This window comes from Robertmurraya sp. FSL R5-0851, assembly GCF_038002965.1.
GTDB classification, from domain to species: domain Bacteria; phylum Bacillota; class Bacilli; order Bacillales; family Cytobacillaceae; genus Robertmurraya_A; species Robertmurraya_A beringensis.
Genome location: NZ_JBBOOE010000001.1, coordinates 970564 through 993201, shown reverse-complemented (window position 1 = coordinate 993201; position 22638 = coordinate 970564). Strand labels below are relative to the sequence as shown.

Sequence of the window (22638 nt, the reverse complement as noted above, 5' to 3'; positions counted from 1 at the left end):
GATGAAGGTAGAGATTCAAACTACATAACGGAGGTCATTCATGGAACGTTTGACAAACCATTTAATTGTCATTTCGTTTGACTGCTTATCAAGCTTAGACTTTCCACTGCTAGAAACACTACCGAATTTTCAAAAGCTACTAAGAAATAGCTCCTACTGCAAAAATGTACAGACGATTTATCCCTCTGTTACGTATCCTTGTCATGCAACAATTGTAACTGGAAAACTACCAAAGAATCATGGAATTATTAATAACACCTTACTTCAGCCTGGAAAAGTCTCTCCGGATTGGTATTGGTACAGAAAAGATATCCAAGGAAAGTATACAAAAGCTTGCCACGGTTATTCACCAGAAAAAAGTGACTACAATACCCTCTTCATTGCAAGCGGCAATGGAATCCGAACAGGCCAAGCCCTAACATCCATAAGGCTTATTGATGAAGGTCCAACTCTAGCTCGCCTCCTTGGGCTCGACCTAGGTGCAGTTGATGGGAGAGTGTTAGAAGAGTTACTAATAATGTAAAACGTTTGTAAAAATAGTTCCAAACCTAATCTATGAAACTGTTTTTTATGTAAAAATGGAAGTAACCATTCAAGGGGGAATCTTATGAAGCGCTTTAGCAGAGAAGAGAAAAGCTGGATTATGTATGATTGGGCAAGCTCTGCTTATTCTATCATTATCTCTACTGCTGTCTTTCCACTGTTTTATAAGGCAGCAGCTAATAACTCCGGAGTTGATGCAGCCGATTCAACTGCGTATTTAGGCTATACCATCGCAATTGCAACTTCCATTCTAGCTCTACTAGCTCCCATTTTGGGTACAATTGCGGATTATCAAGGCTTTAAGAAAAAGTTTTTTACCTTCTTTGTTGCATTAGGCATATCAATGACCGCAGCACTAGCTTTTGTTCCCAGTGACCAATGGTTATGGCTTTTAATTTTTTACACGATCGCTGTAATTGGTTCGTCCGGATCGAATGTATTCTATGATGCCTTTTTGGTTGATGTTGCCACAGAGGATCGAATGAGTCGTGTGTCAGCACGTGGGTTTAGTCTTGGGTATATAGGAAGTACCATTCCTTTTATCATTAGTATTGCGATTATTATGCTCGCACAATCTAAGATCATTCCTATCTCTACGACTTCAGCCAGCCAAATTTCATTTGTCATTACCGCTCTTTGGTGGGGGGTATTTTCGATACCAATCTTTAAAAATGTAAATCAAATCTATTATATCCCTCGTGATCCTAAGCCTGTAGCAAGTAGCTTCAAAAGGCTAGCAGAAACCTTTAAGGAAATTAAAAAGTATCGGGCTTTATTCTTATTTTTATTAGCGTATTTCTTTTACATCGATGGTGTTGGTACCATTATTACGATGTCGACTGCCTATGGAACGGATCTAGGTATTGGTTCTACGACCCTTTTAATCGTATTATTTGTAACCCAAGTTGTTGCTGCTCCCTTTGCGATTCTGTACGGAAAGCTTGCTGAAAAATTTTCTGAAAAAAGAATGCTTTACGTTGGAATCTTGGTCTATATCATTGTTTGTATTTATGCGTTCTTTCTCGAGACAGCCACTGATTTCTGGATACTGGCCATGCTTGTTGCCTCATCTCAAGGTGGAATTCAAGCCTTAAGTCGATCATACTTTGCAAAGCTTGTACCAAAGGAACGCTCTAATGAATTTTTTGGCTTTTATAACATTTTCGGAAAATTCGCCTCTATTATGGGGCCATTACTTGTTGCAGCAACGGCTCAAATAACTGGCCACACAAGCAGCGGTGTATTCAGCCTCGTCATCTTATTTATCATTGGTCTTGTTATATTAACAAAAGTACCTGATCCACAGTCTTCTTAATCAAGAAAACCCACTGTTCGGTGGGTTTTCTTGTTTCATTCGTTAAAATTTATATTCTTAAAACATACTTAGCTTATAATTTTTCGATAACAATTCCAATAATTTGATTCCAGCAATGCTGTTTCCTTTTTCGTCTAGTGCTGGACCGAAAATACCTATGCCAAACCGTTCAGGAACAGCCCCCATGATTCCACCGGACACTCCGCTTTTGGCAGGAATCCCTATTTTTATGGCAAATTCACCTGATGCATTATACATCCCACAAGTGACCATAAAAGTCTTACATATTCTAGCTACTTCTTTAGGCATCAGTTGTTTCCCACTCGCTGGGTCTTTTCCATCCATAGCAAACACCACGCCAATTCTAGCTAAATCCAAACAATTCATTTCAATAGCACATTGCTTTGTATACAAATCCAATAATTGTTCCACATCTTCATTAATGATTCCATGCTGTTTGATAAAAAAGCTTAATGCGCGATTTAAGTCGGCCGTCTCTAATTCTGAGCTAGCTACCTCTTGAGAATAACTTACATCAGGGTCATCAGTTAATTGTTGAACAAATGTTAGTAAGCGACCAAATCTTTCGTCAATGGAATTCCCCTTAATCATATGAGTGACAACGATCGCACCTGCGTTTATCATTGGGTTTAGTGGCTTTGCTACCGCCATAGTTTCTAGCTTTGCAATCGAATTAAATGGGTCTCCCGTAGGTTCCATGCCAACACGTTCAAAAACATAATCAGGTCCATGGTCCATTAACACAAGAGCTAGACTAATCACCTTTGAAATGCTTTGCAGGCTAATTTTCTTTTCTATATTTCCTGCTGAAATACAGCTGCCATCTGGATATTGTATCGCAATGGAAAGGTCATCCTGATTCGCTTTTCCCAGAGCAGGAATATAATCGGCAACCCTCCCATAAATGGTACATTTTTTTGCTTCTTCAACCAATGCCTGTAGGTCCTCACTTGATTGACATAACATTTTATCACCACTATTTTTTAATACATTTCCACTCTATTCTTTGTTATCAAGCGTGCACTTATGTAAATAAAATAGCCTGAAGTTCTCACTTCAAGCTTTTTTCGTCTATATAAATCTCACTTAAGCGATAACACTTCATCTAGTTTTTTCCCATCAATAAATACAGAAACCTTTTTCACACTATCAAACTGTAATGCCGTTTCTTCTATTTGCGCTTTTACGCGAGGGTTATCAAGTGCCCCACCTAGTTTTAGATTACCTGTAAGTTCAATAACTGCCTCACCATCGTCAATTATCACACTTTTAATATCTAAGTCTGATTGATAAAGAGAGTGATAAAACCCAGATTGGCCGTACATTTGTTCATTTAAGGAAAAAAGCTTGGTAAGTGCTGCCTTTAATGGCGCCTTCGTTGGTTCAACATCGACTAGTACCGGTATAGCACTGTCGTTTGCACCTATTTTCTTTCCGCTCGCTCCATTGTCGTCTATTCCAATAAGAAATATTTTCACTTTTGACACACCAGGACTTCCTTGATCAGTTGTTCCTGGGTTGTCATCTGTATCTTCTCCATCATCCTGATCCTGACTAGGATTATCTACAGGCTCCTCGTTTGCCGGGTTCTCGCCTACAGATGGTTGTGTAACAGGATCGTCCGTATTCTTTGTACACCCAATGAGTAACACAATTGAAATGAATAGTAGTCCAAAAAGCTTCCTCAACCCTTCCCCCCTCCCAGTTTCTTGTCTTACTTTATTATATTAAGCTGATAGGGAAGGTTACCTATTAAGGGGAAAAAATTTTTTCAGTTAAAATAATTTCATAAATGTAAATTCTTCCGCGATTATCAGCTAATTTTCCTTTTGGCCGTTATTTCTCATACGTTTTTTTCAACTCTTCAGATATTAGCTCATACGAGCGTAACCGCTCCTGATAGGAATGTGTTATAGAAACAATCATGATCTCGTCTGCCTGATATACTTTTTGAAGGCTCTTTAGTCTCCCTACTACTTCCCCTGGATTACCAACAACGATTTTGTTTTTCATGTGTTCCATTTTTTTTATCTCTTCCTCTGTATATTTGTACTGCTTTGCTTCCTCTAATGTAGGAACACCTTTTCTACCATCCCCTTTAGAAAGTTGAAGGTTCCATAGAAGCCCACTCATTGCAAGTTCCTCCGCTCTTTCAGTGGTCTCTGCACATATAACGGAGACGGCAACAATTGTTTCTGGAGCATCTTTTCGGCTTGGCTGAAAATGATCAATATAGCTCTTTACAATCTCAGGACCTGGCTTTTCACTCATGAAATGACCAAAGGTTTATAATGAGGAAGCAGGATAGCTCCAGCACCGATTCGGATAGTTGAGGTGTTAGCACCAACATACGCCAACATCACTTCCGGTGCCGGGCAAGTAAGACCAGGAAAATCATGATGTTCTGCAATCCAATATCGAGTGTACCCTAGCTGTTCTCCCCTTATTGCTAACTCCACCGATGCTTGTAAGGCTTGCTGTGGAGATTTTCCGTAAACTAAAGGGGATTGATCTAATATACTTAATTTCATTCCTTTACACTCCAATCTATCGAGAAAAAGAGCAGGATTTGCTCCTGCTCTTAGTTTATTTAATTCTACCCAGAGAAAGCAATTTACTTGATCGTCTGTGGTGGCTCTTCCATCCAACCGTTCTGGATCATTATTTTTGCTCCCTCATGGGCATATTCAAAAATATCCTTCATATATGCAGCAAATTTTAAAGGTAAATCGTTGCGAAGGCTAAAAGCGGTTCCGATTGAATTACCTCCTAACGAAAAGCTGCAGAATAGACTGATACAGTACATCATTATTTTATCCGAAAATGGTGGAACTTTTGAATCTGTTATATTTCCACCTGCCGTTGTTGGAACTTGTATATTGTTCTGAAGAAGAAGTTCACTCATATCCTTTATAATTGCTTTTGCCAATTCTCCACCCTTTTTAAAATACTTCTTAGCTTCTTTTTCTTTCGCCACCTGAGCAAAACCAAAAATCATTTGCATCCCTGTCACATTCGACTCAACCCCACGGTAAATATGAGCAATTTCCACCGCATTTAGGGGTCTTTTTTCACTAAATAGTTTTGCCCCGTCAAGGTAGTTATTTGTTTTAACAAATTCAATGGATTTTTCAATTGAGACATATGGTGCCCTCGGAAGAAGACCCTTTTTCAGCAAATACCTTGTACAATCATCATAATATTTTTGAGTCATCTTTGTTAGATCTCTAAAAAAGAGAATAATATCCTCGCGATAAACCATGGTTAAGTTTAAGGTATGCATCCCCGAACTGATTTCTTTTACTAACCGGACGAACATAATATCAAAGCCATTATCATAAAGCTTCGGTGCATCTTTATTTACGTCTTGTGATACAAAGCCAATTGGAATGGGTATTCCCTCTTCATTAAACATAGATACCATTTGTGTAATAAATGGTTGAATATCTCCTTTTAGGGAGCTCATGATTTCTTTTGCTTCATCATCGTCCGCTTTATTAATAAAGTAGTCTAGCATTTGAAAAAGCATGGTTTTTTGTTGATAGGTAATCCATATTGCTCCAATTTCTGAAGATGTCATTGAAGGTGTATCAGGCATGTTCTTTTCCTCCACGCGTCAAAAATTAACTTTCCTACCATTACTTTGCACGTGAACAAAATAAAAATTCCTTTGTCTGTAAAATACCTACTAATGGAAAATTATAATATTTCCTTTACCCTCCCAACCACACCATTTTCTAGCATCACCTTGATACCATGTGGATGAGTAGGGCTATTTGTAAGGATTTTCGCAACTACACCTTCTGTTAATTTCCCTGTTCGTTGATCCGCTTTTTGTACCACTTTTACTTGGCTACCAATTTTTATGTTTTCCCGTTTTTGTGACAACATTATTTTCGCTCCTCTACTATGTATGAGTACATTATCGTCTATTTTCACCCTATTTCCAAATGCTAAAAAAAGTATAAAAAAGGATATAGACTGGAAAGTAGTCTATATCCTTACTATCTATGAAAAGATCTTTTGTTCAAGGGTAACTTGATTGATCTTATTCCGATTTGGTTCAAAGCCAATTCCAGGTAAGTCCGGTACAGTAATAAATCCATCGCTCATTTCTACTTCCGGTAAAATAATATCTTCCTTCCAGTAGTGGGATGAAGGGGCTGTGTCCCCTGGAAGCGTAAAGTTGGATAGAGATGTAATGGCAATATTATGAGCTCTTCCAATTCCGGCTTCTAGCATTCCACCACACCACATGGGGATCTCATTTTCCACACATAGATCGTGTATCTTTCTTGACTCTGTAAGTCCTCCAACTCGACCAATTTTTAAATTAATGATTTTGCAGCTTCCGAGCTGTATAGCTTTTCTCGCATCTTCTGCAGAATGAATACTTTCGTCTAAACAGATAGGTGTCGAAAGCTTCGCTTGTAACGATGCATGATCAATGATGTCATCACAGGCAAGCGGCTGTTCGATCATCATTAAATTGAATTCATCTAATGCTTGAAGATGATCGATATCCTTTAATGTATAAGCACAATTGGCATCAGCCATTAAAGGAATCGTAGGAAATTCTCGGCGAATGGATTTCAATATTTGAGTATCCCAATCCGGCTTTATTTTCACTTTAATACGCTTATACCCTTCTTTTAGATACTCTTCAATCTGCTTAAGCATCGCGGCTTCTGACTTTTGGATACCTACACTTACTCCTACTTCAATCCGATCCTTCACTCCACCGAGCGCTTTTGATAAAGAAAAATTTTTTTCTTTTGCGTATAAGTCCCAGATTCCACACTCTAATGCAGCCTTTGCATTATAATTGCCACGGATAAATTGAAAACGCTCAGACACTTCATCCGGATGGGAAAGGGGTTCTTTTAATATTAGGGGGATTAGAAAATCACTCATGATATGCCAATTGGTCTTTACCGTTTCTTCGTTATAAATTGGCTCCATAATTGAAACAGACTCCGCCCATCCTGATAAACCACTTTTCGACTGTACCTCCACGATTATAAAGTCCTTATCCACCTCGGTACCGACACTTGTAGTGAACGGGGTTAACAGGTCCATTTTTACATGTCTTAAAATGATGCTCTTTACTTCCATTTCACATTCCCCTTGCTATAGCTTTTGTAAAACGTAGTAGTATTGGTTTTCTTTCTCCTTCCGTAAATCAGTAGCAATGTATCCTTCTTGAAAATAGTGACTAAACACCTTTCGAGTTGCCTCTCTCCATTGCTTGGCAAGGGAGAAATCGATAGTCTTTATCGCTTGAAAATTCCCAGGTACTGATACAAAAAGCTTGTCAGCAGTAAGGTTCAAATGAATTTCCACAGGAGTTAAGTTTCCATTACACTGATCTGTACTTATTACGTGCAGGCCATCTTGGTCTAAGTCCCTTTTCACACCATCGGACTTTAGTCGCCACTCTACTAAAAAACGGTCGGTTGCCATTCCTGAGTTCAACCCATCATTCATCACGCCGTATACATCTTCCAAATACGTACAACAGACGCCGCCAAGTTTATGTAAATTTAAGTTTGCATTTACGGTTTCGAGCGGATCATAGGTCCATGTGATTAACTCATAGCCCTTTAGAAGCGCCGTTTCCTTCTGAGCCCATTTCAGTTTCTCGCCGACACCAAATGCACGATAATCGGGATGAATTCCGAGGCTGTGAGAGCAAAGATACACTTTCGCACCATCAAACCCTGGGAAGCTATATTGAAAACCAATCAGCTTCTCATGGAGAAAAGCACCAAGAACGAAGCCGCCATTTTTTACAGCGGCTACCGTTTGGTTAACCGGCACAGAATCTTCCAAACTCCAAATGAGTGCCTCTAATTCACGTACTTTTTCTAACTCTGTGACAGTTTGAAGGTTGTGAATGATTACTTCATCTTTCAAATGTCTTCCCTCCTTCACCGGAGTTGTTACCAAGTCTGTTTGTCCGCTTCCAATAACAGCTTTGTTAAAATTTTTGTTCCATTAAGTAATGCTGTAATGTCAAATCGCATCTCTGGATGATGCAAGCCTGGTTCCAATCCGCAACCTAATCCAATCATGGTGGCAACCATATCTGGTTGCTTTAGTGTGTAGAAATGAAAGTCTTCTGCACCCGGAGAGTCACACATGGGTACGAAACATTTCTCTCCCAAGACGGATTTAATGGCTTCTTCGGCCAGCATCACAGCATGTTCATTCTTCACTGCAGCAGGAGAATAACTATCTTGTTGGAAAATAATCTTTGTTTTTGAGAGCTCCTCAATGGATTGAATCGTTTGTTTCGCCTCATCTATAAGCAATTCCATGACTTCATTTGATTTTGCCCGAAGATCAACGCTGAATCGTGCCGTTTCTGGAATCAGATTCGATGCTTCTCCACAATGCAGCTCAGTCATTTTAATCGAGTATGACACATCGGTTTGGACATGAATCTTTTGTAAAGCTTGAACCAAAAGGGCCGCTGCTTCAATAGGATTATTGCCTTCCTCCGGTCTCGCCGCATGTGCTGGTGTCCCTTTAATTGTACCTCTTATACAACTTGAAGCACCGTGCAAGATTACTGGGGCAGCCATTCCATTTGCAACCTCAAATGCTGGTCTCAAATGAATTCCACAAAGAAACTTTACATTTTCCAGCGCGCCTTCTTCAATCATTTTTAGCGCACCCTCTGCCTTTTCCTCTGCTGGCTGAAAGATAAAGCGAATGGTATGATGATGTTTTATTTTAGCAAGTGCAAGTGCAGTGAATAACACCATCGTACTATGACCATCATGACCACATGAATGATTCGCTTGTACGACACCATCTATCTCTTGCAAAAGAGCATCCATGTCCGCACGAACTGCGATTACCTCATGACTTTCACCCTTAATTTCAGCTATCAATCCATAATGACCCTGAAAGGTTTGGACATCAAATCCAGCCCTTTCTAGCTTTTGCCTTACATACAGAGAGGTTTTTTCTTCCTTCCAGCTTGGCTCGGCAAGCTCATGAAGTTCTTTATACGTATTCAAAATTTGTTTCCGCTCTGTATCAATAAAGTTTTCCAAAAGAACCATTTGTGTCAGAACCCTTCTAGTTAAAAGATAATATGTGCTGCAATGGCAACAATCGGTAAAGTAATAGCCGTACGAATTAAGAAGATTAGTACTAAATCCTTGAAGCTAACCGGCAGTTTTGATCCTAGTAGTAATCCGCCCATCTCAGAAAGGTAAATCAGTTGGGTAACGGATACACATGCAATGACAAAACGAGTTAATTCACTTTCGATTCCACTACCAATAATGGCTGGTAAGAACATGTCCGCAAATCCAACCACCATCGTTTGAGCCGCTTGGTCTGCTTCTGGTATTTGCATTAACGTTAAGATCGGCTCAAATGGCTTTCCTAGTATGGAGAATACCGGAGTAAATTCTGCAATCACTAAAGCAGTGACTCCAATAGCCATAACGATTGGTAGGACACCCATCCACATATCAAGCACATTTTGAAGTCCTTCTTTTAGCGTTGCCTTTATACTAGTATTTGTCTTTGCTTTACTTACTGCTTGTTCTAATCCCCATTGGGCGTACGATGTTCCAGCTGGAATGCTCGTTTCCTTTACTAACGTAGCATGCTCATAGCCAGTGTCTGCTTTTCTAGAAAGCGGTGGAATACGCGGCATGATCACAGCTGCTGCTAATCCAGCAATAACGATCGTTGCATAATAATGAAGAAAGTATTTATCAAGATTCAAGTACTGAATGACTACAATCGTAAAAGTGATAGAAACAACGGAGAAGGTTGTGGCAATAACCGCTGCTTCTCTTTTCGTATAATAGCCTTCCTCATATTGTTTGGTTGTTAGCAGTACACCAATTGTCCCGTCGCCTACCCATGATGCTAAGCAGTCAAGAGAAGAACGTCCAGGCAGTTTAAAAATTGGTCGCATAATCTTCATGGTTAATGCCCCAAAAAACTCTAATAAACCAAAGTTTAAAAGAAGAGGCAATAAAAATCCTGCAAGTAAAAAAGTGGTTAATAGAATCGGAAGTAAGCTAAATAGCAACATCCCTCCCGTATTTTCGGAGGAAATAAACTCCGGTCCAACTTCAGTTAGTGCGATTACTGTAAATATTGCCCCTAATACACGTGCAATCAACCAAAACTTGCTCACATTTAACAGTTTATTTAAAAAGGTATTTTCGATAATAAATTGTGGTTTGGCAATAACAGCAATAAGTGAGCCTAATACAGATAGGATAATTACACCTGTTGCAAAGGCTGGAATTTGATCAACAAATACGTTATTTAATTGACTGGCAAGGAAGGCAACTGGGATCGTAATTCCTTCACCATTTGAAATTGGAATAATAAATAACATAATACCGATTAAGGATGGTAAGATAAATTTCATATAATCTTGAACAGAAAAGGATCTTTGTGACGCTTCCTTTCTTTCTGCTCTAACATTTGAAGCATTGGTCATATAGGATAAACCTCCTCGTAAGTAATTATTTTTCATTCTAAAAAAATATTTTGCTCGGAATATAACTGCTCTAATTTCTTCTGACGGACATGGCTGTTTTGAGTGTTTCTTTTGTTCATTCCAGAGATGATCACCTGAAGCAAACCAATCACTGATGCAATCGAATGATGACTCGATTCCAAATGCTCCTCTGTCGTTAAGGTCAATTGAGCTAGCTGGCCAATAGGCGAAAGCTGCCGATCTGTAATCGCTATGAGGGTTGCTTTTTGATTGTTTGCATAGTTTGCTAGCTTAAGAGATTCACTTCGATAACGAGGATAGGAAAACATAATAACGGTCGACTGTTCATCAAGTTCACATATTTCTTCAGGCAAAAAACCAGTTGGGCTTGAGAGAACCACGTTTTCTCTCATCTGTTTTAGTGCGTAATACAACCAGTAAGCAGCAGCGTAGGAACTACCAAAGCCAGCGATAAAGATCTGCTTTGATTGATGAAGCTCATCCACTACTTGCCATATTTGGTCTATTTCTAATTGATTAAGCAATTGATTAAGAACTTGGCTTTCCTTCTCAATGATTTGATGAAACAACTGATTTTCTTCAAAGCCATCTCTACTTGAAGGTTTTCCTTCACTTTTTCCTGGTTGTACATGTGTTAGCCACTCTCTTCGAATCGTTTCCTGCATTTCTGAGTAGCCACTAAAGCCGAGTGCATACGCTAGACGAATGACGGTTGTTTCACTAACACCCACTTTTCGCCCAATTTGGAAAGCCGTGAGCAGCGATCCTTCATCCAAATGCTCTAGTAAAAACTCTGCTACTTTCTTCTGACCTGAAGATAATGCCGAAAAGTTTCCTTTAATCATTTGTGTTACCGTCTTTTGTTCCATATTCGTCTCGTCACCTTCTTGGATTTGGTGAAGGAAAAACTTCCTTTTTCCATTTTAAAGCAGAAAATACTTCATATTCAAGTGGAATTTTCCGAATTTTTAAAATAACAGAAACTTGTAATGTATAATTCCAACTACCTTCTGAATTATAATGCATAAAAGAATACTTTTTCAAGATGAATTTGTGTTTTTATTTATATACCCTAATAAATATTCAAGCAAAAAGAAAAGGAATTCTCCGTTCCCCTAAGAGCAACGGTATAACCCCTTTTCTTTGTATGCATAGAATCACTATTCAATAAGAAGAAACACGTCTTCTCCTTCAATAACCGTAGAATAAGTTTTGACGCAACCTTTATCCGGTGCTTGAACTAATCCATCCTCTAAGCAGATCTTCCAATCATGCATTGGACAGAAGACCGAATCACCACTGACAATCCCTTCGCTTAATACACCACCTTTATGAGGACAACGGTTTTCAATCGCACGAACCGTTCCGTTGGAAAGCTTAAATACCGCAAGTTCCATGTTTCCCACATGAAATGTTTTCCCTAAGCGCTCTGGCAGCTCTTGAAGGGAGCTGATCAATACCTTACTGATGTTTTTATTAACCATACGAAGATCTCCTCCTTTGATCGTTGTATTACGACGTGACCACTGTTTCAAACAGTTCTTTTTTCAGCTTTTTGTCCTCGATAATGGCCTTCCAAGGATCCTCAATTACAGATAAGGCTTTATCCATTCGAGCACTTAGCTCTTTACGCTTTTCTTTATCATCTAATACCTCACGGATATGATCCAAACCAACTCGGTCAACCCAAGCAGATGTTCTTTCAAGATAGTTCGCTGTTTCTCGATAATATTGAAGGTAAGCAGACGTAATCTCGATAACCTCTTCCTCTGTCTTTACTTTGTAAAGAAGATCTCCACCACGCACATGAGTACCACCATTTCCACCAATATAAAGTTCCCAGCCACCATCAATGCCGATGTATCCAATATCCTTAAACCCTGATTCCGCACAGCTTCTTGGACAAGCTGAAACCGCCATTTTCACCTTATGCGGTGTTTGAAGACCTTCATATTTCTTTTCTAACTGAATTCCAAGTCCCATTGAGTCTTGCGTACCGAAACGACAGAATTGTTCACCCACACAGGTTTTAACCGTACGAAGTGATTTTCCGTAAGCAAATCCTGATGGCATATCAAGATCTTCCCACACCTTTGGAAGATCATCCTTCTTTACCCCAAACAAGTCGATTCGTTGTCCTCCGGTTACCTTTACTAGTGGGATCTCATACTTATCAACCACATCAGCAATTCGTCTTAAATCATTCGCATTGGTCACTCCACCATACATTCTTGGCACAACAGAGTAAGTTCCATCCTTTTGAATGTTAGCGTGCATACGTTCATTAACGAATCTTGATTCTTTTTCATCTTCATATCCAGTTGGATTAACCATTCCTAAATAGTAGTTAAGAGCTGGACGGCATTTCGAGCAACCCTCTTCGGTTTTCCAATCAAGTACAAACATAACTTCTTTTACATGTGTTAAACCTTTTGCTTTGATTTCTTCTACTACCTCATCACGAGAAAGAGTCGTACATCCGCAGATTGCTTCTTTTTGCTGCTTACTATCAAATGACGAACCTAATGTGTGCTGAAGAACTTCTGCTACGAGTGGTTTACAACCACCACAAGAACGAGAAGCGCTCGTACACGCTTTGATTTCATCAACAGAAGTGCAGCTTTGTGTTTGAATAGCTGATACGATTGCTCCTTTTGAGACTCCATTACATCCACAAATGATTTCATCATCACTCATTGTTGCTACTAGACTTGCCCCTGCTTCTTGGCCAGTTGGCTGCAGAAGGGAAACCTTCATTGTGTCTGAAATGTCAGCCTGCTTTTGAATCATAGAAACCAAACGATTTCCGTCGCTGCTATCACCGAAAAGAACCGCACCAACGATTTGATTTCCACGAAGAACGAGCTTCTTATAATAGCTATCCTGCTCATCAAAAACTTTAACAGCCTTTTTATCGTCACCTTCCGTAAAATCACCGGCAGAGAATACTTCTACTCCTGATACCTTTAACTGGGTATATAATACAGAACCTTTATACGGCTCCGTCTTTACATCACAAATTGTTTTCGCTAATACTTTCCCTTGTTCATAAAGCGGGGCAACAAGTCCGTATGGAATTCCGTTATGTTCTGCACATTCCCCAACCGCATATACATGAGGGATATTTGTTTGCATATAATCATTTACAACAATTCCCCGATTTACCTCTAACCCACTTTCCACTGCTAGGGAGATATTAGGTTTGATACCAACCGCCATAACAACCAGATCCGCTTCAATTTCCGTTCCGTCACTGAAACGCAAACCTTCGACTCGCTCTTCTCCAAAAATCTCCTTTGTTTGTTTTTCTAATAAAAACGTCATTCCCTGCTTTTCTAATTCTGTTTGCAACATTTTTCCAGCCATTGGGTCAAGCTGACGCTCCATTAAATAAGGAGCTAGATGGATGACATTAACCTCCATCCCAAGGTTTAGAAGTCCCCTTGCCGCTTCAAGTCCTAACAATCCTCCACCGATTACAGCTGCTTTTTTATATTTCTTAGAGGCCTTTAGCATAATTTCCGTATCCTTAATATCTCGGAATGCTGTAACCCCTTCCTTATCTGCACCTGGAATGGGAAGAATGAAAGGAACAGACCCAGTTGCCACTATCACTTCATCGTATGGTTCTATTCTTCCCGCATCAGTAACGACTACTTTTCGATCGGAATCAACCTTAACCACGGTCTCATCTGTATAAAGCTGAATATCATTGTCTTCATACCAGCTCCAATCATTAAGCGTAATATCAGCAACCTCTGTGTCTCCTTGTAAAACCTTTGAAAGTAGGATTCTATTATAATTCGGATGTGGCTCACTACCGAAAATCGTAATTTCAAATTGATCCTTTGTAAGCTTTATTATTTCTTCTATGGTTCTAACTCCTGCCATACCGTTACCAACAAGAACGAGTTTTTTCTTTCCCAAATTAACGCGCCTCCCCAAGAAAGTTTCTTAAACTGTAACACATGATTTGTGTAAAATTGTTTAACATGTTAGATTACCTCACACGCTTTTTAGTTCGTAAACCGAATTTTCCGAATATTAAAGGAGAAAATCACCCAAAATTATCGTCATCCGACATCCATGGCAGAGGTTATTTTTACCGCACTTAATTTAAATCCAGGCATACGACAGGTTGGATCCAATTCCTTTCCGACAAGGAAATTCACATTTTGTGAATTGGCCCAGTGAAAAGGAACAAACAGTGTGTCTTGACGAATACTATCTGACAGCTTACTTCGAACAACAATACTGCCTCTTCTGGACGCAATCTTCACAAGTGTTTCGTCTCTAATTCCGTATTTTAAAGCCGTGGCCGGATGAATCTCCACATGTGATTCCACATTTCTTGCTGCTAATGAAGCACTTTTGCGTGTTTGAACACCTGTTAAATAGTGAGACATCACTCGTCCTGTTGTTAAATAAAGTGGAAACTCTTCACATACCTCATCCTTTGAAACCGGCGCGACATTAGAAACAGAGACCATCTTTGCTTTTCCATCAGAATGAGCGAAAGAATTTTCAAAAAGCCTCACTGTTCCTTTATGATCTAAAGTTGGACAAGGCCATAACAGCCCTTTTTCCTCTCGTAGTCGTTCATAAGTCACTCCATAATAATCAGCAATCCCACCTTTACTAGCAATCCGAAGTTCGTTAAAAATATCTTCTGCTGATTCAAAAGGAAAATACTTCCCCTTCCCAAGCTCCTGAGCAATTTCGCAAAGAATTTGCCAATCATGCTTTACTTCTTCTGGACAAGGATAACTGGCCTCTCTTAACGTGACTCTTCCTTCCACATTGGTCATCGTTCCTTCATCCTCTAAGTAGGAGGAAGCCGGTAATATCACATCTGCTAATCGAGCAGTCTCGGATACGAATAAATCAACTACAACAAGAAAAGAAAGTTTTTGTAAGGCTTCCTCCACAAAATGTGCATTGGGGTTAGAGACAATGGGGTTAGAACACATCAAAAGCATCCCGGATATATCACCGTCATGAATTTTTTCAAACATTTCATATGCAGAGACACCCTTTCTCGGCAGCTCAGCTTCGTTCACTCCCCATACCTTTGCAATATAAGCTCGATGATCCTCGTTTTCTATAAGTCTATAACCAGGAAGTTGATCGGCCTTTTGCCCATGTTCCCTTGCTCCTTGACCATTTCCCTGACCAGTAATCGCTCCGTACCCACATCCTGGTTTTCCAATTTTTCCAACCGAAAGTAATATATTTAGGAAATTTCTAACTGCAGCCGAGCCATCTGTGTGTTGCTCTACTCCGCGTGCCGTAAAAATCATTCCTGTTTCTTCTTTTGCAAACCGGTGAGCTACCTTACGAATCTGTTCAATCGGAACACCGGAAAAAGATTCGATTTCCTCAAGAGTCATCGAGGTTACATTCTCCCTCACTTCTTCGAATCCGTTCACTCTTTCTGAGATAAAGTGTTCGTTAGTAAGCTGTTCTTCGATAATTACCTTTAAGACTCCATTTGCAAAAGCGGCATCTGTTCCAGGCTTCACCTTAATATGCAAGTCTGCTAGTTTCGTTGTTGCCGTTTCACGAGGGTCTATTGCAATAATATAAGCACCGTTTTCCTTTGCCTTTTCAAAATAAGGCATGATGGTCGGTTGGCATTCTGCAATATTTGTTCCAGCCAAAATAATACAGCGAGAAGAAGGAATTTCACTTATGCTATTGGTAAATCCTCTGTCCATCCCGAAGGTTTGTGTAGCAGCCGAAGCGGCTGATGACATACAAAGCCTGCCATTGTAATCAATGTACTTTGTTTGCAACGCAACACGAGCAAACTTTCCAAGCAAATAAGCTTCTTCGTTCGTGATGGAGGCACTTCCATACACCGCCATTGCATCTTTTCCATGGCGTTCTTGAATGGATTGAATATTACTTTTGATGACTGCTAGTGCCTCTTCCCATGTAGCACGTACAAACTCCCCGTTTACCTTTATAAGCGGATACTTTAATCGGTCTTTATGAAAAGTATGTTGATGGGCATTAATGCCCTTCACACATAATCTTCCTTGTGTAGTTGGATTATCTAATCCAACAGTCGTATATTTCTTGCGCGTAACGATAGATTGCTCTATGAGCTGCATTTTGCATTGCATACTACAGAATGGACACTGTGAGTCATATGTTTTCTCTGACTCTACATGATTTTGTTTTGTTCGAAAGTATTTTAATAGCATTTCAGTCACATCATCACCCTCAATCCTTATACTCTTTGGAACTTACTTTTAAAAAATAGGAACATCTTTAGGTCCCTTGATCATTAAGCAATCCTCTTCAATTCGTTCTAACAACTGCTGTCGGAGTTCGAAATCAAAAAGTACTTCTCTCACATGTAATAAGCTCACTCGATCCACCCATTCCCATGTTCTTTCCAAGTAATTAGCCGTTTCTCGGTAGTACTGGACTAGCCCAGCAATGAAATGAACCGTCTCCTCTTCTGTTTCAGCGACGGTAAATAATTGACCCGCTTTAACACTTCGACCACTGCTTCCTCCCACATAAATTTCCCAACCACGCTTCGTGCCAATAATGCCAATATCCTTTGTGGTCGAACCTGCACCATTATGCAAGCAAGCAGAAACACCTATTTTCACTCGATACGGAGTGATAAGATACTCGAGTTTCTTTTCTAGAGTTGCCGAAAGTTGAAGCGCCTTTCGTTTATCACATTGACAAATATGCTCACCAATACAGGTTTTCACATTCTGAACTCTGTTCCCGTATGTGGCACTTAAAGGCATATTTAAATCCTTCCACACCTTTGGTAACTCTTCTTTTGTTAGACCCATCAAATGAATTCTTTGCTCACTAGTTATCGCTAGCTCTGATACTCCATATTTGTCTGCGACATTGGCAATTTTTCGTAACTCATGTGGATTCGTCATTCCTCCATACATTTGCGGGACGACAAAGTACGTTCCATCCTTTTGCAATGTTGCGTTCATCTTTTCGTTTACAAATAAAGTTTCTTGAACATTCTCATACTCTGGATTGATCATACTCAAGTAATACGTCAAAGCAGGAACACATTTGGAACATCCCTCTTTGTGTTTCCAGTTCAGTGCTTGCATGACTTCGTTAACAGAGGATAAATTTTGGACCTGCATCTCATGCACAACCTCATCCTCTGTCAACCTTGTACAATGACACATCGTAGGTTTCTCGATCTTCATTTCATCAAATTCATCACTATGAATATAAGATAATAGCTCTGAAACAAGCGGTTTACACCCTCCGCAAGAGCCGGATGCTTTTGTACATGCTTTTACGTCGTCTACAGTAGAACAACCATGATTTTGAACTGCTTCTATAATTGTCCCTTTAGAAACTCCATTACAATTACAGATCATCTCCGTTGCTGCCATGGAGGAAACAGCCGATTCTGAACCATTTTCTTGAAAAATGGTCACTTTTTCCACATCAGATACATCTTGCTTTTTTAGTATCATATTTTGTAATTTCGTACGGTCACTCGTATCCCCAAAGAGAACCGCACCAATGATTTTACCTTCTTGAAAAACAAGCCTTTTATAAGTACCCTCGACTTCATCGTGTATTTTTATTGACTTCTTTACTGAATCCTCTTGGAAAGCTCCAATAGAAAACACATCAACACCCGAAATTTTTAATTGAGTAGCTAACACAGTCCCCTCATAACTTTGAGCATCTACTCCACAAATACGCTTTGCTAAGACAACTGCCTGTTCATATAGTGGTTTCACAAGGCCATATACCATCCCTCGGTGCTCCACACATTCTCCTACCGCAAAAATATTGGGAATACTGGTCTCTAGAAAGTCATTTACGACAATCGCACGATTAACTGTTAACCCGCTATCCTTAGCTAATTGAATATTGGGCCTAACACCAACAGCCATTACAAGCAGGTCGGCTTCAACTGAAGTGCCATCCGTAAAACGAAGTCCTTCTATACGTTGATCACCTAAAATCTCTTCAGTTTGCTTTTCTAACAAAAACTTCATACCTTGCTTTTCAAGTTCTGCCTGAAGCATCTTTGCTGCCGTTTCATCAAGTTGTCTTTCCATTAAGAAACTACTAATATGAACGACATGAACCTCCATTCCGAGGTGTAATAGTCCCCTTGCAGCTTCTAACCCTAATAATCCACCACCAATGACCACTGCCTTTTTATGATTCTTTGCCGTTTCCTGCATTTGTTGACAATCCTCAATGGTCCGAAAAGAAATGACACCTTCTTTCTCCACCCCAGGCAAGGGAAGAACAAAAGGAACGGAACCCGTTGCCAATATCAATCGGTCATAGTACAAGCTACGGCCTTGATCCGTCATTACTATTTGGCTTTTATGATCAATAGCAACAACAGTTTCTCCTGTAAAAAGTTGAATCTGATGCTGCTCATACCACTTAAAATCATTAATGGTTATTTCTTCAAGCTTTGTGGTTCCTTGAAGTACGGAAGACAGAAGGATTCGGTTATAGTTTGGGTGTGGCTCACTCCCAACTACCGTAATCTCAAACATTTCAGAATCAGTTTTAAGAATTTCCTCTAAACACCGAACTCCAGCCATACCATTACCGACCATAACTAACTTTTGCTTTTTCATGTTATAACCCCCAACAAACAGTAGATGGATGCTCAAACCAAATTTCGTTTTATTATTTCATACATCTACTGAAATGAAATTTAACCTGTTACATTTTCTAACACGATATGTACTATTTGGGTGTTATTTACTATAAAAACTCCCTCGAAGGGGAGTATTTTTATGCATTCCTACGGTATACTCATTTTTCGTAAGACGAAGTAAAAACATAAGTTCATTCGATTTTTCTTTGGTTTTGTAATGCGCTTACAAGTATAAAAATTCAACCCGTTTGAAAATTCCAATAAATTTCTGTGTTAGATTAACTAACACCTTTTGAGACAAAGCAAGAGCATGCATACTATTCTTTAACAAGACAAAGATGGTAAAAACTCTGACAAACAGAAAAGCAAAAGCGCCTTGTTCAGCCCCGACAAGCATAAGACGGATCTCGTAGGAAGGCCTGCCTTCTGGAGAGATTTGGCTTATGACCTAGGAATAATGGCTTTATATTATTCCATCGAGGGGCTAGGCGCTGGAGCTAGACAAAAACAAGGGAGGATTTCCAATGACAAATAAGATAGGTTTTTTCTCGTTCTTCTATGTATTAGGTAAAATTTTATTTTCTCGAAAAAATTATATTGGCTGGTAACACATTTGGAATACCACATCTATTAAAAGGAGAGAGAAACTATGAAGTTAGCAAATTTAAGAAAAAGTGGACATGCACCCTCGCTATTTGCGTCATTTCTGTACTTTGATGTCAGTTTCATGATTTGGGTTATACTTGGGGCGCTTGGGGTTTATATCACCAAAGACTTTGGCCTATCTCCTTCTCAAAAGGGTTTAATTGTAGCGATTCCCATTCTCGGTGGATCATTCTTCCGTCTCGTTCTTGGTGTTTTAACCGACCGAATTGGGCCGAAGAAAACATCGATCATTGGAATGGTCGTTACCATGGTGCCACTCCTATGGGGTTGGCTGTTTGGAACGACATTAACAGAGCTTTATTTTATCGGTATACTATTAGGAGTGGCTGGAGCTAGCTTTGCAGCAGCCTTACCGATGGCAAGTCGTTGGTATCCACCCCATTTACAAGGATTAGCAATGGGGATTGCAGGAGCTGGAAATAGCGGGACTTTATTTGCCACCTTATTTGGTCCTCGCCTTGCGGAACAAATTGGCTGGCATAATGTACTAGGGGTAGCCCTTATTCCTCTTGCTATTGTGTTTATCATCTTTGTTCTTATCGCAAAAGATGCTCCTTCCCAGCCAGCACCAAAACCACTTAAAGAATACTTTAATGTTTTTAAGCAAAAAGATGCCCTTTACTTCTGTTTATTGTATAGTGTTACGTTCGGTGGATTTGTAGGACTATCTAGTTTTCTAAGTATCTTTTTCGTTGATCAGTACGATCTTTCAAGAGTAAGAGCCGGAGACTTTGTTACCCTTTGCGTTGCAGCAGGAAGCTTCTTTCGCCCAGTGGGAGGATATATCGCAGATAAGATTGGAGGCGTTCGTCTATTAACCTTCTTATTTATCGGTGTTGCTTTAACCATGCTGGGAGTTAGTCAACTACCTTCCATCGCTTTTGTTACCATATTTTTATTTGTCGGTATGATGTGTTTAGGAATGGGGAATGGAGCAGTATTCCAACTTGTACCACAACGATTCCAGGAAGAAATTGGAATGGTCACTGGAATTGTAGGAGCTGCTGGTGGTGTAGGAGGTTTCTTTATTCCTAATATCCTTGGAACGTTAAGAGAAATCACAGGCACGTATGCAACAGGATTCCTTGTATATGCAGGAATTGGTGTATTAGCTTTACTCGTTTTAATCATTGCACAGATGTCTTGGAAAAAGACGTGGGCTCCAAAAGAAACTTCTGTTAAAGCTTAACATTTTTAAAAGCTCTGGCTTGCCTTTCTATGGCGAGCCAGAGCTTTTTTTTTGCCCAATTTCACCTTTTTAATACTTTAGTATTCGAAATTCTCAGACTAATTATATACATTTTTCTGTTAAATGTTATATAATATTATATAACGATTTATACTTTGAAAGGAGTTCTCCTATGAAGTTAAATAGCTCTAGTTCACGTCCATTATACGAACAATTATTTAACACGATAAAAGAAGCAATTGACCAAAATACCTATCGACCAGGTCAACAAATTCCCAATGAAGCAGAGCTTTGTGATATTTACGGAGTAAGCAGAATTACGGTTAGAAGAGCGATTCAAGATTTAGTTGATGAAGGATTGTTGGAAAGAAAACAAGGAAAAGGCACGTTCGTTGCTAGAAAAAAAGTTGCTCGTGAATTAGTGACTATCGAGGGCTTTTCGGATTTCAGCAAACAGCTTGGAAAGAAAACCAGCAAGAAAGTTCTAGTTTATGAAGAAATAAAAGCATCAAAGAAAATTGCTGAAGATCTACAAATAGAGGTTAATGCACCAGTACTCAAACTTTTAAGATTAATGTATATTGAAGGAGAGCCCTTTACTCTTGATTTAACTCATTATCCGATAGAGCGCTTTCCTAACATTCAGGAGCATATATTTGATTATGAATCAACGTATGATGTTCTAAGTAATATCTATCACGTGGATATGAAGGACATTACAACGAAAAAAACCATTACTGGAATCCCTGCCTCTTCTGTAGAAGCTGAACACCTAAATTGCGAAATTGGTGAGATTTTATTCAATATCGATAAAATCGTCTACGATAAGAATAAAGTACCTATTCATCTATCTACGTTTAAAAATTTAACTACAGTTATTGCTTATACAATAACCACGTAAAAAGGGACTCGGCACCAGCCAGTCCCTTTTCTTTATTTCACCAATTGTTTTCCATAACCAAATGCTCCGTTCACTTCACACGTACGTGCCGCTCGTAATGCAGCTAGTTGTAGTGACTGCTTGATTGTATGGTGGTTCAAATAACAAGTTAAAAACCCAGCTATGAATGAATCACCAGCACCTAGCGTGTCGATTACTTCTGCTTCTTCTATTCCCTGTATAAAACTTTGTGTCCGGTCCGACATGATCACTCCTTTTGAACCTCGGGTAACAATTACATAATGCGTGCCATAACCATGAATTTTGTTAATTAATTCCTCGATTTGCTTGTCACCAAAGTCACTACCAGATAGGAAGGCAAAAGTGATGTGTGGACATACCGTTTTCAGTAGCTCATCTGTAAAATGATTGGAGAAATCATAAGAAATCGGTAATAGCTGTTTGATCAGGGGAAGTTGATCATCCAGACTGCTATAAATGCTGGTATGAAGAACATCAAAACCTTTGATATACTCAAAATCTGATGGATCCAATTTCAATCGTAGCTTCGATTGAATACCACCTTTGTTAGATTTTACGAAAATCCTATCTCCAGTCGCATCAATATCCACATACGCTTTTCCACTTTCCCCATAAGCCCTTCGGATATGACTTATATTTACATGATTCTTTTCTAAAGAATCAATAATGTGATCCCCTTCCGCATCATCTCCAACAATGCCAATAAATCCCGTTTCTTCTGCTCCGTATTGCTTAGCTAATACGGCAACATTTAACGCATTTCCACCTGGAAACATCTCATTTCGATCCAAATACACATCCACTACATTATCTCCAATTGCTAGTAGCTTCATTATTA

At 39.4% G+C, this 22638-nt stretch carries 19 protein-coding genes and 1 pseudogene; 4 read left to right on the top strand and 16 right to left on the bottom strand.

The features are described from left to right. Positions 1-40: 40 nt before the first annotated feature. Positions 41-319: pseudogene (locus MKX65_RS05045) on the top strand (alkaline phosphatase family protein); the annotation flags it as partial. A gap of 288 nt (positions 320-607) precedes the next feature. Then, the gene (locus MKX65_RS05040; RefSeq protein ID WP_340902669.1) at positions 608-1858 is read left to right on the top strand and encodes an MFS transporter; all 1251 of its coding nucleotides are present in this window, start codon (positions 608-610) and stop codon (positions 1856-1858) included. 57 nt (positions 1859-1915) lie between these two features. Here the strand turns inward: MKX65_RS05040 and glsA are convergent, their stop codons facing one another. From glsA to nirB (MKX65_RS04965), 15 genes are all read right to left on the bottom strand, one after another. Next, positions 1916-2845 (bottom strand): glutaminase A, encoded by a 930-nt coding sequence (glsA, locus tag MKX65_RS05035; protein WP_340902667.1) that lies wholly within the window; start codon positions 2843-2845, stop codon positions 1916-1918. 116 nt (positions 2846-2961) lie between these two features. Continuing rightward, positions 2962-3567, bottom strand: coding sequence for a GerMN domain-containing protein (locus MKX65_RS05030; protein WP_340902666.1), 606 nt, complete (start codon positions 3565-3567; stop codon positions 2962-2964). 148 nt (positions 3568-3715) lie between these two features. Next, positions 3716-4150 (bottom strand): hypothetical protein, encoded by a 435-nt coding sequence (locus MKX65_RS05025; protein WP_340902665.1) that lies wholly within the window; start codon positions 4148-4150, stop codon positions 3716-3718. Next, positions 4147-4410, bottom strand: a complete 264-nt coding sequence (locus tag MKX65_RS05020; protein WP_340902664.1) for an LLM class flavin-dependent oxidoreductase — start codon at positions 4408-4410, stop codon at positions 4147-4149. Before MKX65_RS05020 ends, MKX65_RS05025 begins: the two co-directional genes overlap by 4 nt. A gap of 83 nt (positions 4411-4493) precedes the next feature. Continuing rightward, complete coding sequence (locus MKX65_RS05015; protein ID WP_340902663.1) at positions 4494-5477, bottom strand: DUF3231 family protein; 984 nt, start codon at positions 5475-5477, stop codon at positions 4494-4496. Between the two features lie 101 nt (positions 5478-5578). Next, positions 5579-5770 (bottom strand): YwbE family protein, encoded by a 192-nt coding sequence (locus MKX65_RS05010; RefSeq protein WP_160549012.1) that lies wholly within the window; start codon positions 5768-5770, stop codon positions 5579-5581. A 117-nt stretch (positions 5771-5887) separates the two neighbouring features. Beyond that, positions 5888-6994, bottom strand: coding sequence for an o-succinylbenzoate synthase (menC, locus tag MKX65_RS05005; RefSeq protein ID WP_340902662.1), 1107 nt, complete (start codon positions 6992-6994; stop codon positions 5888-5890). Positions 6995-7009: 15 nt separating this feature from the next. After that, the gene (locus MKX65_RS05000; protein WP_340902661.1) at positions 7010-7795 is read right to left on the bottom strand and encodes a GNAT family N-acetyltransferase; all 786 of its coding nucleotides are present in this window, start codon (positions 7793-7795) and stop codon (positions 7010-7012) included. Between the two features lie 26 nt (positions 7796-7821). Beyond that, positions 7822-8952 carry an amidohydrolase gene (locus MKX65_RS04995; protein WP_340902660.1) on the bottom strand — a complete coding sequence of 377 codons (1131 nt, stop codon included), beginning with the start codon at positions 8950-8952 and terminating at the stop codon, positions 7822-7824. 20 nt (positions 8953-8972) lie between these two features. Continuing rightward, positions 8973-10361 carry a YjiH family protein gene (locus MKX65_RS04990; protein WP_340902659.1) on the bottom strand — a complete coding sequence of 463 codons (1389 nt, stop codon included), beginning with the start codon at positions 10359-10361 and terminating at the stop codon, positions 8973-8975. Positions 10362-10393: 32 nt separating this feature from the next. Next, positions 10394-11251: a MurR/RpiR family transcriptional regulator gene (locus MKX65_RS04985; protein WP_340902658.1), complete on the bottom strand. Its 858-nt coding sequence runs from the start codon at positions 11249-11251 to the stop codon at positions 10394-10396. Positions 11252-11542: 291 nt separating this feature from the next. Next, on the bottom strand, positions 11543-11866 hold the full coding sequence (nirD, locus tag MKX65_RS04980) for a nitrite reductase small subunit NirD (protein WP_160549006.1): 324 nt from the start codon (positions 11864-11866) through the stop codon (positions 11543-11545). Positions 11867-11894: 28 nt separating this feature from the next. Beyond that, entirely contained in the window at positions 11895-14309 is a 2415-nt protein-coding gene (gene nirB, locus MKX65_RS04975) for a nitrite reductase large subunit NirB (protein WP_160549005.1), read from the bottom strand. 146 nt (positions 14310-14455) lie between these two features. Then, on the bottom strand, positions 14456-16600 hold the full coding sequence (gene nasC / locus MKX65_RS04970) for an assimilatory nitrate reductase catalytic subunit NasC (protein ID WP_340902657.1): 2145 nt from the start codon (positions 16598-16600) through the stop codon (positions 14456-14458). Between the two features lie 39 nt (positions 16601-16639). Beyond that, complete coding sequence (nirB, locus tag MKX65_RS04965; RefSeq protein ID WP_340902656.1) at positions 16640-19000, bottom strand: nitrite reductase large subunit NirB; 2361 nt, start codon at positions 18998-19000, stop codon at positions 16640-16642. 672 nt (positions 19001-19672) lie between these two features. On the opposite strand from nirB (MKX65_RS04965), the gene MKX65_RS04960 reads away from it, so the two are divergent. Beyond that, a complete protein-coding gene (locus MKX65_RS04960; protein WP_160549003.1) occupies positions 19673-20878 on the top strand; it encodes an MFS transporter in 1206 nt (401 codons plus the stop codon). A gap of 172 nt (positions 20879-21050) precedes the next feature. Further along, positions 21051-21779, top strand: a complete 729-nt coding sequence (locus tag MKX65_RS04955) for a UTRA domain-containing protein (protein ID WP_160549002.1) — start codon at positions 21051-21053, stop codon at positions 21777-21779. A 32-nt stretch (positions 21780-21811) separates the two neighbouring features. Here the strand turns inward: MKX65_RS04955 and MKX65_RS04950 are convergent, their stop codons facing one another. Next, positions 21812-22633, bottom strand: a complete 822-nt coding sequence (locus tag MKX65_RS04950) for a PfkB family carbohydrate kinase (RefSeq protein WP_340902655.1) — start codon at positions 22631-22633, stop codon at positions 21812-21814. Positions 22634-22638: the final 5 nt, after the last annotated feature.